Source organism: Neotamlana sargassicola, from assembly GCF_020523965.1.
Lineage (GTDB): Bacteria > Bacteroidota > Bacteroidia > Flavobacteriales > Flavobacteriaceae > Neotamlana > Neotamlana sargassicola.
This window is the reverse complement of the sequence record NZ_JAJAPX010000005.1, coordinates 99,866-117,285: the sequence shown is the minus strand read 5'-3', so window position 1 is coordinate 117,285 and position 17,420 is coordinate 99,866. Positions and strand designations below refer to the sequence as shown.

Here is a 17,420-nt window from a genome sequence, read left to right as displayed (position 1 = left end):
CATTGTGTAATATTCTGTTTATATGCTTCAAACATTAAAGCCAACTTAAAGAGACGAGTGATTATTTTTTATTAAACAATATTAACTCATAATAAATTAAAAATTATAGAATTCAATTATTTGAATGCTTCTTTCAATAGTTTTATATTTGCGTCCTTATTTAAGATGTATACTTTATGAAGATTTCATACAATTGGCTAAAACAATTTTTAAACATTGATTGGACTGCAGAAAAAACTGGTGAATTATTAACCGATTTAGGTTTAGAAGTTGAAGGTATTAATGCCTATCAATCTGTAAAAGGAGGACTTGAAGGTGTTGTTATTGGAGAAGTTTTAACTTGTGAAAAACACCCAAATGCCGATAAATTAAATATTACAACTGTAAATATTGGTGCCGATACACCTGTACAAATTGTTTGTGGTGCACCAAATGTTGCCGCCGGACAAAAAGTACCCGTGGCTACTATTGGTACAACTTTATATACTGATGAAGGTGAAGCGTGGACCATTAAAAAAGGAAAAATAAGAGGAGAAGAAAGCTTTGGTATGATTTGCGCCGAAGACGAATTAGGCTTAGGCAAATCGCATGACGGAATCATGGTTTTAAACAATGATTTAATTCCAGGAACACCTGCTGCCGAAATATTTGAAATTGAAAACGATCAAGTTTTCGAAATTGGTTTAACACCAAACCGTGCAGATGCTATGAGCCACTGGGGGGTTGCGCGAGATTTAAAAGCGGGATTACTTCAAAAAGATGTTAGTTTAGAACTTATAACACCATCTATTAGTGCGTTTCATGTAGATAATAGAACGTTGAAAATCGATGTTGAAGTTTTAAATAATGAATTAGCGCCACGCTATTGCGGTGTAACAATTTCTGGATTAAAAATAAAAGAATCTCCAAAGTGGTTACAACACCGTTTAAAGTCTATTGGCTTAGCTCCCATAAACAATGTGGTTGATGCCACAAACTACGTTTTACATGAACTAGGGCAACCTTTACATGCATTTGATGCTGCAAAAATAGCAGGTAATAAAGTTGAAGTAAAAACATTACCAACAGGAACAAAATTCGTTACTCTAGATGGAGTTGAAAGAACGCTTCATGAGGATGATTTAATGATATGTGATGCCGAAAAACCTATGTGTATTGCCGGTGTTTTTGGCGGATTAGATTCTGGCGTTACAGAGCACACAACTAGTATTTTTTTAGAAAGCGCTTACTTTAACCCTGTTAGCGTTCGAAAGACTGCTAAACGCCATGGTTTAAACACCGATGCCTCATTTAGGTTCGAGCGCGGTATAGATGCAAACACCACACAATATGCCTTAAAACGCGCTGCGCTTTTAATTAAAGAATTGGCTGGGGGAGAAATTACCTGCGATGCCCTAGATTTTTATCCTAAAAAAATTCAAGATTTTGAAGTAAGGCTTAGTTTTGACAATGTAACGAAATTAATTGGTGAAGAAATTTCAAAAGAAACCATAAAACGTATATTATCCTCTTTAGAAATTAAAGTAAATAATGTTACCGAAGCTGGTTTAGGTTTAACTGTTCCTGCTTACAGAAACGATGTACAGCGTGAAGCTGATATTATTGAAGAAATTTTACGTGTATATGGCTATAATAATGTTGGTAATTCAAAAAAACTAAATGCATCTATTGCTAGTACAACAAGGTTTGAAGATTACAAAATACAAAATGTAGTTGGTACGCAATTAGCCTCTAAAGGCTATTATGAAATTATGACCAACTCGCTTACCACGCCAGAATACGTGAGTCTAATCGATCAACTTAAGGAAGAACACAATATTACAATGCTTAACCCGCTAAGCAACGATTTATCTGTATTACGCCAATCAATGCTGTTTTCTGGTTTAGAAGCTATTTCGTTTAATATTAATCGAAAACGTGCCGACTTAAAACTTTTTGAATTTGGTAAAACCTATCATGATTTTAATGGCACTCGCGAAGAACAAAAACATTTAGCTATTTATGTTACAGGTAATCAATCGCACGAAAGTTGGTTGTCATCTAACAGAAAAAGTGAATTTTTCTACTTAAAAGGTACTATTGCTACTATTTTAACACGCTTAGGTATATCAAAATTTAACGAATCTGGAACTAAAAACGAATTATTAAGTGAAGGATTAAGCTTAGGTTTAGGTAAAAACAAATTTGTAGATTTTGGTTTGGTTAAAAAATCTGTTTTAAAACATTTTGATATTTCTCAAGATGTATTGTATGCCGATTTTAATTGGGAAACTATTTTAGACTTTGTAAAACACAACAAAATAGTGTATCAACCTATTACTAAATTCCCAGAAGTAAAGCGCGATTTTGCATTGTTATTGGACGATAGTGTTACTTTTGATTCGGTTAACACCATTGCTAAAAAAACCGAAAAACAGCTTCTTAAAAGTGTAAATTTATTTGATGTGTACCAAGGTAAAAACTTACCCGCCGGTAAAAAAAGTTATGCCGTTAGCTTTACATTACAAGATGACAAAAAGACTTTAACCGATAAGCAAATAGACAAAATAATGAACAAGCTTAAGCAAAACTTTGAGAACCAATTAGGTGCCGAACTTAGATAGTTTTAAATGAAAAAGTATTTTATTTTTATAGCTGTTTGTTTTATTTCTCTATCGAACTACGTAAATGCGCAAAATAAACTTTATGAAATAGACCAAGATTCGTCTTCGGTTTGGAGTTTATTTAAATATGACGTTAATACCACATGGCACGGTGTAAAACATGCATTTACAAAACCAGTAACATGGAAAGGTAAAGATTTTGCAAAGCTTGGTAGTTTAGTTGCTGGAACCGCTGTTTTATCTTTAGCAGATGAAAACGTTAACGAATTTGCACAAAGACAAGTATCAGACTTTCCTGGTGTCGTTCGAGATTTTGGCTGGTATTTTGGTAGCCCACAAAATTACTTTATGGCCAATGCTGGTTTATACGGTTTTGGGTTATTAACAAAAAACGAAAAAGTAAGATATACTAGTGTTTTAATTATTTCGTCATCGGTTACTACTGGTTTTTTACAATCGTTGGCAAAAAATGCCTTTGGTAGAGCACGACCAGGTACGGATTTAGGACCATATAACTTCAAGCCTTTTTCAAGTGAAGGAGGACAACATTCTTTTCCTTCTGGGCATACTGTTTTATCGATCACTATGGCTCATGCCATTGCTAAACAATTTAAAAATCCGTGGGTAAAATCTGGAATATATACCATAGGGGCAATTCCACCTATTTCAAGGTTAATTGACAATGCCCATTGGCTAACAGATATTGCTTTTAGTACGGTAGTAAGCATTATTGTAGTAGATAGTATAGATGCATTTTTAAAGAAAAATAACGCTCACGGGCTGCATAGGGACAGCTCCATTTCCTGGAATTTTACGTTTAGTGGTAATAAAATTGGCTTAATAGGCTCCTTTTAAGTTATTAACAGGTGTTAATTATTTAAAAAAGGTTTTATCGTAAGTATTTTTTTACTATATTTATGTGCAACCACATAAAACTAAACATCATGTCAAACTACATTAAAGTCTACTCTGGAAATTTTATTGACGTACAACGCATTTTTAACGAACTAGAAAAAGAAAACATTTGTGCAGTAATTAAAGACGAATCGGAATCTGGAAGATTAGCCGGTTTTGGTTCTTCAATTTTAGGTTTTCAAGAAATTCATGTTCATAAAGATGAACTCGACCGCGCCGTTTTAACTGTTCAAGAATACGCTTCAGAAGAAGAATACCAAGCCTAATTGACTTGGTACATCTTATCTCGTAGTTCTTTTATCTTTTTATCTTGCATATACTCATCGAACGTGGTATACCTATCAATAACACCATTTGGTGTTAATTCAATAACACGGTTGGCCACCGTTTGTGCAAACTCATGATCGTGTGTAGTAAACAAAATTGTGCCTTTAAAGTTTTTTAGCGAGTTATTAAAGGCTGTTATACTTTCTAAATCTAAATGGTTTGTTGGTTCGTCTAGCATTAAAACGTTTGCTCTAACCATCATCATTCTACTTAACATACAACGTACTTTTTCTCCACCGGAAAGTACATTCGATTTTTTTAGTGCTTCTTCTCCACTAAAAATCATTTTACCTAAAAAGCCACGAATATAAACTTCTTCTCGTTCTTCTTCGGTTTTTGCCCACTGGCGTAACCAATCGACTAAACTTAAATCGTTTTCAAAATATTCACTGTTATCTAACGGTAAATATGACTGTGTAGTTGTTACACCCCAAGTAAATTTCCCAGAATCGGCTTTTTCTTTATCGTTTATAATTTGATAAAATGCTGTGGTTGCTCTAGAATCTCTAGAAAACACCACTACTTTATCTCCTTTTTGAAGGTTTAAATCTATATTTTTAAATAGTAATTCACCATCAATTGAAGCTTCTAAACCTTCAATATTTAAAATTTGATCTCCTGCTTCGCGCTCACGTTCAAAAATGATAGCTGGATAACGGCGACTAGTTGGCCTTATATCTTCAATATTAAGCTTATCAATCATCTTTTTTCTACTGGTTGCTTGTTTACTTTTTGCAACGTTAGCAGAAAAACGACGAATAAATTCTTCTAACTCTTTCTTTTTCTCTTCGGCTTTTTTGTTTTGCTGTGCACGTTGGCGCGCTGCTAATTGAGACGACTCGTACCAAAACGTATAGTTACCAGAGTAATGATTTATTTTTCCAAAATCGATATCAGAAATATGTGTACAAACAGCATCTAAAAAGTGACGGTCGTGCGATACAACAATAACACAGTTATCATAATTTGCTAAAAAGTGTTCTAACCACGAAATCGTTTCATAATCTAAATCGTTTGTTGGCTCATCCATAATTAACACATCCGGATTACCAAATAAGGCTTGTGCCAATAAAACACGTACTTTTTGCTTACCATCTAAATCGCTCATTAAGGTATAATGAAATTCTTCTTTAATACCCAAATTCGATAACATGGCGGCGGCATCGCTATCGGCATTCCAACCATTCATTTCTTCAAACTCTACTTGAAGCTCCCCTATTCTATCAGCATTCTCATCAGAATAATCGGCATAAAGCGCATCAATTTCAGTTTTAATTTTAAAGAGAGGTTTGTTCCCCATTAAAACCGTTTCTAATACGGTATGCTCATCATATAAATTATGGTTTTGTTCTAAAACCGACATACGCTTACCAGATTCTAAATGCACTTGTCCGGCAGTAGCTTCCATTTTTCCCGAAAGTATTTTTAAAAAGGTTGATTTACCAGAACCGTTAGCTCCAATAATACCATAGCAATTTCCGGTGGTAAATGTTGTATTTACCTCGTCGAACAAAATACGCTTTCCAAATTGAACTGAAAGATTAGAAACAGATAACATATAAAATATTTTTTTTGCAAAAGTAGAAAAATGTATTGGTTTGTTGAAACTTACTTTAGTCATTTTTTCCAGTATTTACCGCCAAAGTTCAAGCGTTTAATTAGCTAATATTTAACAACGCATTAACAAGACTTTTTAATTACAAAGTATATTTTTGTTTGATGTTAATTCTTTTACATAAAAATTACTCTCAAGTCAGATATATGAAGGGGTTTCTCTCTATTATACTTTTAAGTTTAACTTTTTTAAGCTGTAAAAACGATACAAAAAACGCTAATTACGCTTATTTAGGTGGAGAAATTATTAACCCAACTACAAACTTTATTGTTCTAGAAAAAGATGATGAGTTAATTGATACTGTTAAACTAGATGGTAGAAACCGATTTATTTATAAAATTGAAAACCTAAACCCAGGATTTTATTCGTTTACTCATGGTGGAGAGTTTCAAATGATTTTATTAGAACCTAAAGACAGTTTATTATTAAGATTAAACACTATAGAGTTTGATGAATCGTTAGTTTTCTCTGGTATTGGTGCTAAAAAAAACAATTACTTTATAAACGACTTTTTAGAGCATGAAAGTCAAGAAAAATACATATTTAAAATTTGCCAGCTAAAACCAAAAAACTACATAAAACATATTGATTCGATAAACGCTATAAAAACGAAACGTTTAGAACAGTTTAAGAAAAAAAATAAGCCGTCTAAATTATTTACTAAAATAGCACAAGCTAATATAGATTTTGATTACTACTCGCATAAAGAAATGTACCCATTTATACATTATGGCCGCGACAAAGTTGCTATATTAAACACATTGCCGGAAAATTTTTACAGCTACAGAAAAAACATAAATTACAACGATGAGTTTTTTAGTAAATATCATAACTACAAAGCATTTTTAAGAAAAAACATGAGCAATATGGCTTTACAAGCTCATGCTAAACATAGTAAGGGAAAACCCTTTAGACATAAAGATCTTTGTTATAATTTAACCCGTTTAAACATTATAGATAGTTTAGTAAGCAACACCACCATAAAGGACGAGTTATTATATCATTTTGCTATAGATTATCTTTCTAAAAACCAAAATATTGAAGATAACGAAACCTTGCTAAAATCGTATTTAGAAAAAAGTAATGACGACAAAGGTAAAGTTATCATGGAACGCATTATTGCATCTATTAACCGATTGAAAACGGGCGAAAAAATGCCAGAATTTATTGTAACCGATTATACTGCAAATAATCACAATATTTCGTCCATAATTAAAAACAACACTGTAATTTGTTTTTGGTCGCAATCGTACTACAAACATTTTAACGATAGCTACAAAAGAATAAATGAGCTTAAATTAAAATATCCCGAAATTAATTTTATTAGGATTAATATTGATGATTACAATTTACAACGCTCTAAAAACATTCTCGCGAATCATAATTACATATCAAACAGCGAATATAAATTGGAAAATCCTGTTTCTACAAAAGAAAATTTAGCAATTTATCCTGTTACAAAAACCTTTATTGTTGATAAAAACACAACAATTGTAAGTAGCAATTCGAACTTATTTTCATTAAGGTTTGAAAAAGAGTTGTTAGGCCTTATTAATAGGTAATTCTTTATAGTTTATAATGCTTAATTAAAAGCTTTTCGTAAGCTTTATCTGGAAGTAAAAATTTAAGTACTATTGAAAATTTCTGCATAAAGGCTCCCACTTTATAATGAATTTTTGGAGACTTATTTTCTATTATTTTTTTAACAGCTTTTGCAACCTCAATTGGGTCATCGCTATTATCTACATCATCATCAATATCTTGTAAAACCGAGGGGTATAATTTATAAGGCGAAGTTTTTAAAGCTGGAGCATGATAACGACCCGCAGCAATATTTGTAGCAAAATCACCTGGTGCTAAATTCGTCATTTTAATATTAAAGTCTTTTAGTTCTATTCTAAAAGCTTCTGTAATTAATGAAAACGCTCCTTTACTGGCACTATAAACACCCCTGTATGGCAAGCCCATATAACCAGCAATAGATGTAACATTAATAATTAAACCCGAATTCTGCTTTCGCATTTGTGGTAAAACCGATTTAATTACATTTATTGGACCAAAAAAATTAGTATCGAAATTATTTCGTATTTCAGCTTCAGGTATTTCTTCTATTGGCCCCGTAATGCCAACACCTGCATTATTAATTAAAACATCAATTTTATTTTCTTTTTCAATTACTTGGGCTATACAACTATTAATCGTACTCACACTTTTAACATCTAGCTGTAAAATAGGAAACTTACTTTTTTTGTATTTTTCTGGGCTTCTACTGGTTCCGTAAACCACATAATTATTTTCTAATAAAAACTCGCCAATGGCTTTTCCAATTCCAGAAGAACCACCTGTAATTAAAACAACTTTAGACATTTAATAAAAATTTATAGCTTAAAGATAAGAAAGAAATACTTACAATTGGGCATAAAAAAAGGCAAGCTACCTACATCACACCGCTACGACCATTTACCTTTGCTTCGTTCCCGACCTGGAGGATTCAACAGGAGCTGGTTGTGTAGGACTTGCCGGCTGCAAATATACAATCTTTTAAAAATATCACAATGATTTTTTTAACCGATTTTAAATAAATATCTTGCTTAAAATTTAAGGAAAACATGACACGCTTCAATTACCTAACAATCATATTTTTATCGCTTGTTTTAACATCTTGCGGATCAAAATCTAATAATAAAAAAAGCTATTTTTCAATAGAAACTAATGCTAAAAAAGGCAATATTTCTAATAACGAAACGCTAAAACTGTCAATTTCAAACAAAAAAAACATTAAAATTGATTCGGTTAGTTATACTCTAGATGGTAAGATAATTAATGAATCTACAGATTTAAATAATTTTAAATTAGGAAAACAAACTGTTGAAGCTACCGTTTATTTTAATAGCGAAAAACAAACCACAACAACACCTATTACCATATTAAATAGTGAACTTCCTAAAGTTTACACGTATAAAATTGTAAACGAGTATCCGCACGACATAACGTCTTATACGCAAGGTTTAGAGTTTTTTAATGATACACTTTATGAAAGCACAGGGCAATACAAAGAATCGAAACTACGCAAAGTCGATTATAAAACAGGTGAAGTTATAAAGAATATAAACTTAGCTAACGAATATTTTGGTGAAGGCCTAACCATATTAAACAATAAAGTGTACCAACTTACCTGGCAAAAAGGCACTGGTTTTGTTTATAATGTTGATACTTTTGAAAAACTAAGCAGCTTTAAATACGGAAATAGTAAAGAAGGTTGGGGTTTATGCAACAACGATACTACTTTATATAAAAGTGATGGAAGCGAAAAAATTTGGTTACTAAACCCAGAAACCCTTGCTGAAGAAAGTTTTATACAAGTATACACCAACAAAGGAAAAATTGTAGGTATTAATGAAATGGAATGGATAAACGGAAAAATTTATGCCAATCGTTACCAAAAAGATGGTGTTGCCATTATTAATCCTGTAAACGGTGCTATTGAAGCTGTTATTGACTTTTCTCCGTTAAAAAAACTAGTAACCCAACACCAAGGTTTAGATGTTTTAAACGGTATTGCCTATAACCCTAAAACCAATACTATTTTTGTAACTGGAAAACGTTGGGATAAATTATTTGAAGTTGAAATTATAGAATAGATAAAACAGAATAACTTAACTCATGCTTCAAACCAGACATTGCAATTTATGCGAGCATAGTAAAAGGAGTTTGAAACATGGAATAACTTGTAGGTTAACTAATAAAAAGCCGGATTTTATAGAATTTTGCCCGAATATAAAATTTACTGAAGCTTTTAATGATTCCTATAAATCCTTAAATAGTAACATAAAAATAGCTCGAAAAGGTAATATAGTAGCCTACATAAAATTTGTACTATTAATTATTATCGGTCTATTTGTAATTTTAAAAAGTTACTATTTATTAATTGAAGCAAACACACGAGATTATTCCAGATCTGGTTATCATTATTTTAAGTTAGCTATTTTAGTTCTATTTTTGGGTTCTGCATTTGTAAAACTGGCATTTATAAGTCTTTCGAATTATACAAAACCACTTAGAGAGCTAAAGTTTGAAAAGAAAGAAATAGATATAATTCTTAGAAAATATAATAAATATAACAGCACTAAACTTTAAACCAATTTTCGGTAATTTTTTGTTCAGTATTTAAACTACTGTTGTGTATATACTCGTTTTTAGTAGCGTTATAAGTATAATCTTCTCCCCAAATATTATAATTTTCGGCAACTTGTTTAATAGCATCGCAAATAAACTCAATTTCGGCATTGGTCATGGTTGGGTGTACAGACATTCTAATCCAACCTGGGCGTTCAATTAAACAACCTTCTAATATTTTTTGCTCAATAGCTTTCGATGTGTTTTGATCTACATGCAACAAATAATGCCCGTAAGTTCCAGCACAAGAACAACCACCGCGCGTTTGCACTCCAAAACGATCGTTTAAAAGCTTCACTATCAAATTAAAATGTACGTCTTCAATATAAAAGGAAAATACACCTAAACGTTCTTGATGGTTTGGTGCTAAAATTTTTAAGTTTTCAATTTTTGATAGCCTTTCAAACACCAAACTATTAATTTCATGCTCTCTAGCTAAAATGTTTTCAACCCCCATTTGCTCTTTTAATTGAATTGAAAGCGCAATTTTTATAGCTTGTAAAAACCCCGGTGTACCGCCATCTTCTCGCGTTTCAATATCATCAATATAATCATGATCGCCCCACGGGTTGGTATAATTTACTGTACCGCCTCCCGGATTATCAGGCACCAAATTTTTGTATAATTTCTTATTGAATATTAATACGCCTGAAGTACCTGGGCCGCCTAAAAATTTATGAGGCGAAAACGTAACAGCATCTAAATATTCATCATCATTTTCAGGATGCATATTAATGTTAACATAAGGTGCAGAACATGCAAAATCTACAAAACACAACCCGTTATTTTGGTGCATTATTTTGGCCACTTCATGATAATTTGTTTGAATACCAGTAACATTAGAGCAAGCCGTAATAGCTGCTATTTTAATTGGTGTATTTTGATGCTCAACTAATAATTTTTCAAGATTATCTATGCAAGGTAAACCTTCGTCGTTACAAGGTATTACTTTAACTCTAGCAATGGTTTCTAGCCAACTTGTTTGGTTGGAATGATGCTCCATATGCGACACAAAAATAATAGGACGTTTTTCTTCTGGGACTTCGGTATTATCTTTTAAATTTTCATTTAATTTTATACCTAAAATACGCTGAAACTTGTTGATTGCTCCCGTCATTCCGGTACCAACTGTAATTAAAACATCGTCTTTTGATGCGTTAACGTGTTTCTTAATTATGTTTCGAGCATCATGATAAGCCAAAGTCATGGTAGAACCCGTTATTGAAGTTTCGGTGTGTGTATTTGCAACAAACGGCCCAATATCATTCACCAATTTATCTTCTATGGGGCGATACAGTCTTCCGCTTGCGGTCCAATCGGCATAAATAATTTTTTTTCTTCCGTAAGGCGAATCAAAATAGGAATCAACACCAACAACATGTTCTCTAAATTTTGAGAAATACTGTTCTAAACTCAATGTTTCGGCTTTTTTATCTTTTTTTAAAAACATAATAGATTCATCAATAAAAATCTTTTAGATAAAATTATATATTATTTATCTGATTTCGAACTAAATACATTTAGCCCCGTTTGCAGCCAATTTTTATAAGCTTCAACATCTGGTGTATAGCCTACCGGATCGACTAAATTTTTCTCATCATGATCCATAAGCACATAGAACGGTTGTGAGTTTGCCTTATATTTTATAGTTTGTAACTCACTCCACTTTTGTCCAATATACTTTAATTGTTTTCCTGGACGTAATTTAGATTCGGTAACCTCATTGGCTTCTAACGGACGTTTATCATCTACATACAACGAAATTAAAACTACATCGTTTTTAAGTATGTTTAAAACCTCTGGTTTAGGCCATACATTTTGTTCCATTTTTCTGCAATTTACACAAGCCCAACCTGTAAAATCTATCATAACAGGTTTACCGATTTGTTTTGCATAAGCCAAACCTTTATCATAATCATTAAAGGCTAAAATATCGTGCGGTGCCAATAAGTGAGCGCCATCTGGTAACTCACTATGAGCTGCGGCCATAGCTCCACCTCCTACTTTGGTATAACCTACACCATAAGGCGATTCGCTATACTCCAACGGCGGCGGAAACGCACTAATTAAATTTAAAGGTGCGCCCCATAAACCAGGAATCATATAAATGGTAAATGATAAAACGACTAAACCAAGCCCCAATCTGCCAACAGAAATATGAGTTAATGGCGAATCGTGAGGTAATTGAATTTTACCAAAAAGATAAAAAGCTAAAGTACCAAAAATAGCAATCCAAATAGCTAAAAACACTTCTCGTTCTAATAAATGAGCTTGTAAAACTAAATCCGCTTGCGACAAAAACTTAAAGGCTAAGGCTAACTCTAAAAATCCTAAAACAACTTTTACAGAATTTAACCAGCCACCAGACTTTGGTAATGAGTTTAACCAACCTGGAAAAGCTGCAAATAATGCAAATGGTAAGGCAATTGCCAATGAAAAACCAAGCATACCAATAATTGGCGCCAAACCTCCTTTTGATGCTGCTTCAACTAACAATGTACCAACTATTGGTCCGGTACATGAAAATGACACAATTGCCAAAGCCAACGCCATAAAAAAGATACCAACTAAACCGCCCTTATCTGCTTGCGAATCTACTTTATTTGCCCATGAATTAGGCAACATAATTTCGAATGCACCTAAAAATGAAACTGCAAATATTACAAGTAGTAAAAAGAAAATAACATTAAACCAAACGTTTGTTGCTAAGGCATTTAATGCATCGGCTCCAAAAATTCCAGTTACGGCTGTACCTAATAATACATAAATTACAATGATGCAAATACCATAAATAATAGCATTTTTAACACCAACGGCTTTGTTTTTACTTTGTTTGGTAAAGAAACTCACGGTCATGGGAATCATTGGAAACACACATGGTGTAAGTAAAGCTGCAAAACCAGATAAAAAAGCAACAAAGAAAATGGTCCAAAGCCCTTTTTTAGATTCAGGATTGTTATTTGCTGTTTCTGTATCGGTATTAATTTCTACCACAGAAGCTGAATTACTTGCAGGTAAAGTTTTATTTAATTTAAAAACCAAATCAACTTCGGTTGGCGGTAAACAACGGGTGTCATCGCAAACCATAAATTCAACAAACCCTTCAATAGTTTCAACCGACTCCTTTACCTCTATTTTTTGTTTAAAAGTAACCGTGTTTTCGAAAAACTTAATTTTCATTTCAAAAACAGGATCATCAATGGTGTGTCCTTCTTCTTCTGAAGTATTCCCAATTATTTGAATAGCTTCTTCCCCGTCATCATAAATAAATGATGTTGGAATTGGGCCATTTTCAGGAACGTTTTGTGAGTATAAATGCCAGCCACTCTCTATGGTAGCTTTCGACACTAAGATATATTCTTTATCTGATAATTTTTCAACAGAAGTACTCCATTTAACAGGCTCTAAAACTTGTGAAAATAAAGTAGATGAAAAAATGAGCGCTGTAAAGGCAAGTAAAATTTTCTTCATTATTAAAACAAACTATTTAATGTTAAAAATTAAATCTACTTCCGTTGGAGGTAAGCATCGACGGTCATTACAAGCCATAAATTCTACAGTCGCATTTATTTTAAATGGTGCTATCGATTTTAGTTTAACACGTTGTTTAAAGTCTGCTTTTGTCTCGAAAAATTTTATTTCCATATCAAAAATTTTATCGTGAATGGTATGACCTTTTTCTTCTGAAGTATTTCCTTTTTTTAAATAATTTTTTGAACTATTAAATGTAAAAGTTGTAGCAATTGGACCTCCTTCTGGCACGTTTTGAGAATATAAATGCCAACCAGCATCAATAGTGGCTGTTGCTATTAATTCGTATTCCGAATCTGATATTTTTTTAACATTTGTAGACCATTTTACGGGTTCTAAAATTTGAGAAAATCCGTTAAATCCAATTAAAATTAATAACGCTAATATTAGTTTATGTTTCATGTTAAGGGCTTAAATATACTTCAATATAAAATTTTTGCTTTAAATACACTTTTTAATACCCATAATATTCTTATTGAGTATAAATTTTCAAAAAAATAAAGGATTGCAAATGCGGTAAAATTAATGTTTTTACCTCATATAAAACGTTATAATTTCCTTAAAACAATTTAAATGAATATCGTTTAATTTTTGAGATAATTTAATTTAATACTGTTTTTTATTAAACCTCTCTCTTAGAATTGTTTTTTTCAAATATGACAAATGTCATAATTAATCTTTCGGTTAATACTGACCTTTGGAGTAAATAAAAACAATACGATATGACCTATTTAGCACCCTTAAAAATAAAATACAAAGTTTGTGTTTTATTTGCGTTTGTTTCCAGCATTATGTTCTCGCAAGAGTACCAATTAGCTAGTGAATCTACCCTTAGTGTTTATGGTACTTCTAGCCTTCACGATTGGCATATTACTACAACTTCGTATACCGGCAACATTAGTTTTTCCAGTGTAAATTCTGGTGAAATTAAAACTTGTAACGTTTCTGTTCCCACAGAAACTTTAAAAAGTGGCAAATCTGCAATGGATAAAAACACTTATAAAGCACTACAAACTAAAAAGTATAAAAATATAAGTTTTACACTTACTAAAGCGGATAACGTTGTAGCAAAGTCCGAAGGAAATTTTAATGTAGAAGCAACTGGCTATTTAACCATAGCTGGAACTAAAAAAATGATAACTCTAAATTTAAACCTAAGCACCTCAACTAATAAAGTAAAACTAACTGGTGAAAAAACGTTTAAAATGAGTGAATTTAATATTGAACCTCCCACAGCTTTATTTGGTACAGTAACTACAGGCGATGAAATTACCATAAAATTTAATTCAATTTTTAAATAAAAAACAACCTTAAAATTATATAATCATGATAACAAAATTTAAAACATCAATCACATTATTAGTTGTGCTGCTTAGTTTTAGTTTATTTGCACAAAACAGACAATTAGATAATTACAGACAACCAGATAAAAACGGTGTAAATGTGTTTGAAGCTCCTAAAGACAGCGATTCAACCTTTGATGGCGTTAAAGTTCGAGTTGGAGGTTCATCTACATTACAATTTCAAGCTATAGACCAAGAAAATTCTGGTGATACTGAACTCGCTGAAATTGGCTATAACTTTAATTTAGCTACGGCTAACTTAGATTTGGATGTAGCTTTATACGACGGTGTTAGAATGCATTTAAGAACTTATTTATCTTCAAGACACCACACAGAACCTTACGTAAAAGGCGGATATTTTCAAATAGACAAACTAGACTTTATTAGTGAAGGTTTTTTAGAAGGTTTTATGAAGAATGCAACTATTAAAATTGGACATATGGAAACCAATTACGGTGATGCGCACTTTAGACGAACCGATAATGCACAAGCTATTTTTAATCCTTTTGTTGGAAACTTAATTATGGATGCGTTTACAACAGAGGTAGGTGCCGAATTATATTACAACACTAACAAAGGTTTATTTGCCATGGTTGGTTTTACAAACGGTAAATTAAACCAATCTGTAAAAGCATCTGATGGTGATACTGGTGGTGCCTCATTTGTTGCTAAATTAGGATACGATAAGCAATTAAACGAAGATTTAAGATTTAGATTAACAGGATCTGTTTACAACACAGGTTATGTTCCCAATTCCTATTTATATGCCGCAGATAGAGGTGGATCTCGATATTATAGCGTTTTACAAGATGCCGATGCAACAAGCGATAATTTTAGATCTGGACGTTATAACCCTGCATTTGGTAACAAAATCTCTGCTATAATGATTAACCCTTTTGTAAAATATAAAGGTTTAGAGTTCTTTGGTACGTTTGAAACCTCAAGCGGAAACGCAATAGGTTCTGAGGAAAGAACGGCAACACAATTAGCTGGAGAATTGATTTATAGATTTGGTAAAAACGAAAACCTATTTGTTGGTGCGCGATATAATACTGTCAATGCAGACGATACGAGTGGTGAAGATATAACCATTAACAGGACTCAACTTGGTGCCGGTTGGTTTATGACGAAAAACATTTTAATTAAAGCTGAATATGTAAACCAAACTTACGACGGTTTTACCGCTGGAAGCCTTTACGACGATGCTAAATTTAGTGGATTAATGTTAGAGGCTGTAATAAGTTTTTAAATTGAATTAGTTTTCAATAAAACCTTAATATTAAAATATTTAAATCTTAAAAGCTATTTTAATATTAAGGTTTTTAATTTTTTATTCTTAAAATTATGAAAGTTATTATCCTATTAATTACAGTCATTCTTCAATTAAGTTTATCAAACAATTTTAAAAATAATACGACTATAAAAATTAACCCTGAAAGTACTTTGGTTATAAAAGGTAAAACAAATGTTAGTCAATTTTACTGTAACTATAACATCGCGAAATTAAATCATGACATTTCAGTAGATTTTTCTGCAATAGATAATCAAAAAATGACATTTAATAAAGCTGAATTAAAACTAAACAATACTTTTTTCGATTGCGGAAACCAAATAATGAATAAGGATTTTAGAACACTTTTAAAATCGAAAACTTACCCTAATATTTACATTAATCTGCTCGAAGTTGAAAAACAATCTGATAACAAATTATTAGTACAGCTTGCAATAGAATTGGCCGGTATTAGTAAACAATTTAAAATTCCTGTAATTATTGAAAAAACCTGCAACAACAATGTTCGAGTAAAAGGCAATATTGAAATTGATATTTTACAATACAATTTGGAACCTCCAAAAAAATTACTTGGTATGGTAAAAGTAGATAATACTATTAATGTTTTATTTAATTTATCGCTATCAACACTGTAATTACTTATGCACTGCACTCTGCACACATGGACAATTACTAATGCCTTGTAAAAAGTCTAAACCAATAGTAACCACATGAGTTCCCGAGTTATAACTCGCTAAATCGTTTATAGTAACTTGGTAGGCATAACCAAAATATAATACCGATTTTTTAAACCCAAGCATAGGCCCAATATTAAGAGGTTTTAAAAACTGATCGTTTAAATAACGGTAAGATATACCGCCCCAAATATAATCTTCGTTACGATTGTATTTTCTAACTTTAAAATTAATATCGGTACTCGAACGGCGGTCGCTGGCAAAAAATTGGTAAAACACAGATGGCTCAAACTCCAACCCACTCTTTTTAGGTCCAGCAATAGTATAACCAGAATACACTTGAAAATTTAAAAGCAAATTAGGTTCGAGCTCAGTAATTTCGTCTTCAATATCTTTACTTAAAATATTATTAGCATTAAAACTTAAAAAGAAGCCTTTTAATCTAAACAATGCACCAACATCGAAATTATTATTTCCTCTACGTCTATCATCTGTTAAAGCCGGTAATCCTGTTGGATTTTGGTTATCTGCATTTATTTTTTCTACCGCAATTCTAAAACTATTAAAATTATACGAAAGCCCTAAAGATAAATACATTTTACTGTAGTAATCTAAAGTTAAATGGTGAGCAAACGAGAATTTAGCCCCTGTTTGCAACGTATAGCCATTTTTATCGTTATAAAACGAGAGTCCTAAACCTGTACGATTTGAAATTCTAAAATCGCCATAAACAGATTGGTTATCGGGAGCATCTTTTATGCCTACCCATTGTGTTAAGGCATTGGCTCTAATTTTTAAATTATCACCAATACCTGCATAAGTTGGTGAAACTACAAAGTTATTATCGGCTAAGTACTGTGTAAAAACCGGTAAATTCATTTCTTGTGCATAGCCTTTTACTAAGACTATAAAAAGTAAATATGCTATTAATTTTTTCATAATCTT

The 17,420-nt window shown here is 32.0% G+C and carries 15 protein-coding genes and 1 other RNA gene; 9 read left to right on the top strand and 7 right to left on the bottom strand.

Features of this window, described 5'->3' with window-relative positions:
• Positions 1–176 precede the first annotated feature (176 nt).
• The 3 genes from pheT (at position 177) to LG651_RS12425 (ending at position 3,784) form a co-directional block, all read left to right on the top strand.
• Entirely contained in the window at positions 177–2,603 is a 2,427-nt protein-coding gene (gene pheT / locus LG651_RS12435; protein ID WP_226696441.1) for a phenylalanine--tRNA ligase subunit beta, read from the top strand.
• Between the two features lie 6 nt (positions 2,604–2,609).
• A complete protein-coding gene (locus LG651_RS12430; protein WP_226696440.1) occupies positions 2,610–3,458 on the top strand; it encodes a phosphatase PAP2 family protein in 849 nt (282 codons plus the stop codon).
• Positions 3,459–3,547: 89 nt separating this feature from the next.
• Positions 3,548–3,784, top strand: a complete 237-nt coding sequence (locus LG651_RS12425) for a putative signal transducing protein (protein WP_226696439.1) — start codon at positions 3,548–3,550, stop codon at positions 3,782–3,784.
• Here LG651_RS12425 and LG651_RS12420 read toward each other — a convergent pair.
• The gene (locus LG651_RS12420) at positions 3,781–5,403 is read right to left on the bottom strand and encodes an ABC-F family ATP-binding cassette domain-containing protein (RefSeq protein ID WP_226696636.1); all 1,623 of its coding nucleotides are present in this window, start codon (positions 5,401–5,403) and stop codon (positions 3,781–3,783) included. The two genes, LG651_RS12425 and LG651_RS12420, sit on opposite strands and share 4 nt — an antisense overlap.
• A 203-nt stretch (positions 5,404–5,606) precedes the next feature.
• On the opposite strand from LG651_RS12420, the gene LG651_RS12415 reads away from it, so the two are divergent.
• Positions 5,607–7,022: a hypothetical protein gene (locus LG651_RS12415; protein ID WP_226696438.1), complete on the top strand. Its 1,416-nt coding sequence runs from the start codon at positions 5,607–5,609 to the stop codon at positions 7,020–7,022.
• A 4-nt stretch (positions 7,023–7,026) separates the two neighbouring features.
• On the opposite strand, the gene LG651_RS12410 is transcribed toward LG651_RS12415, so the two are convergent.
• Together LG651_RS12410 and ffs are read right to left on the bottom strand one after the other, a co-directional pair.
• Complete coding sequence (locus tag LG651_RS12410; protein WP_226696437.1) at positions 7,027–7,827, bottom strand: SDR family oxidoreductase; 801 nt, start codon at positions 7,825–7,827, stop codon at positions 7,027–7,029.
• Between the two features lie 56 nt (positions 7,828–7,883).
• Positions 7,884–7,982: signal recognition particle sRNA small type (ffs, locus tag LG651_RS12405), an RNA gene on the bottom strand.
• A gap of 87 nt (positions 7,983–8,069) precedes the next feature.
• Between ffs and LG651_RS12400 the strand changes: the two genes are divergently transcribed.
• Both LG651_RS12400 and LG651_RS12395 read left to right on the top strand, forming a co-directional pair.
• Positions 8,070–9,101 (top strand): glutaminyl-peptide cyclotransferase, encoded by a 1,032-nt coding sequence (locus LG651_RS12400; protein WP_226696436.1) that lies wholly within the window; start codon positions 8,070–8,072, stop codon positions 9,099–9,101.
• A gap of 70 nt (positions 9,102–9,171) precedes the next feature.
• Entirely contained in the window at positions 9,172–9,597 is a 426-nt protein-coding gene (locus tag LG651_RS12395; protein WP_226696435.1) for a hypothetical protein, read from the top strand.
• On the opposite strand, the gene LG651_RS12390 is transcribed toward LG651_RS12395, so the two are convergent.
• The 3 genes from LG651_RS12390 to LG651_RS12380 are packed head-to-tail and all read right to left on the bottom strand — an operon-like array spanning position 9,587 to position 13,569.
• Positions 9,587–11,086, bottom strand: coding sequence for an aminotransferase class V-fold PLP-dependent enzyme (locus LG651_RS12390; RefSeq protein WP_226696434.1), 1,500 nt, complete (start codon positions 11,084–11,086; stop codon positions 9,587–9,589). The two genes, LG651_RS12395 and LG651_RS12390, sit on opposite strands and share 11 nt — an antisense overlap.
• Positions 11,087–11,127: 41 nt before the next feature.
• Positions 11,128–13,107, bottom strand: a complete 1,980-nt coding sequence (locus LG651_RS12385; protein ID WP_226696433.1) for a protein-disulfide reductase DsbD family protein — start codon at positions 13,105–13,107, stop codon at positions 11,128–11,130.
• Positions 13,108–13,119: 12 nt separating this feature from the next.
• Entirely contained in the window at positions 13,120–13,569 is a 450-nt protein-coding gene (locus LG651_RS12380; protein WP_226696432.1) for a protein-disulfide reductase DsbD domain-containing protein, read from the bottom strand.
• A gap of 320 nt (positions 13,570–13,889) precedes the next feature.
• Here LG651_RS12380 and LG651_RS12375 point away from each other — a divergent pair, with 320 nt between their 5' ends.
• From LG651_RS12375 to LG651_RS12365, 3 genes are all read left to right on the top strand, one after another.
• On the top strand, positions 13,890–14,468 hold the full coding sequence (locus LG651_RS12375; protein ID WP_226696431.1) for a YceI family protein: 579 nt from the start codon (positions 13,890–13,892) through the stop codon (positions 14,466–14,468).
• 25 nt (positions 14,469–14,493) lie between these two features.
• Positions 14,494–15,759, top strand: coding sequence for an OprO/OprP family phosphate-selective porin (locus LG651_RS12370; RefSeq protein WP_226696430.1), 1,266 nt, complete (start codon positions 14,494–14,496; stop codon positions 15,757–15,759).
• Positions 15,760–15,854: 95 nt separating this feature from the next.
• The gene (locus LG651_RS12365; protein ID WP_226696429.1) at positions 15,855–16,436 is read left to right on the top strand and encodes a YceI family protein; all 582 of its coding nucleotides are present in this window, start codon (positions 15,855–15,857) and stop codon (positions 16,434–16,436) included.
• Here LG651_RS12365 and LG651_RS12360 read toward each other — a convergent pair whose 3' ends face one another.
• A complete protein-coding gene (locus LG651_RS12360; RefSeq protein WP_226696428.1) occupies positions 16,437–17,414 on the bottom strand; it encodes a PorP/SprF family type IX secretion system membrane protein in 978 nt (325 codons plus the stop codon). It abuts the gene before it with no gap.
• Positions 17,415–17,420 lie beyond the last annotated feature (6 nt).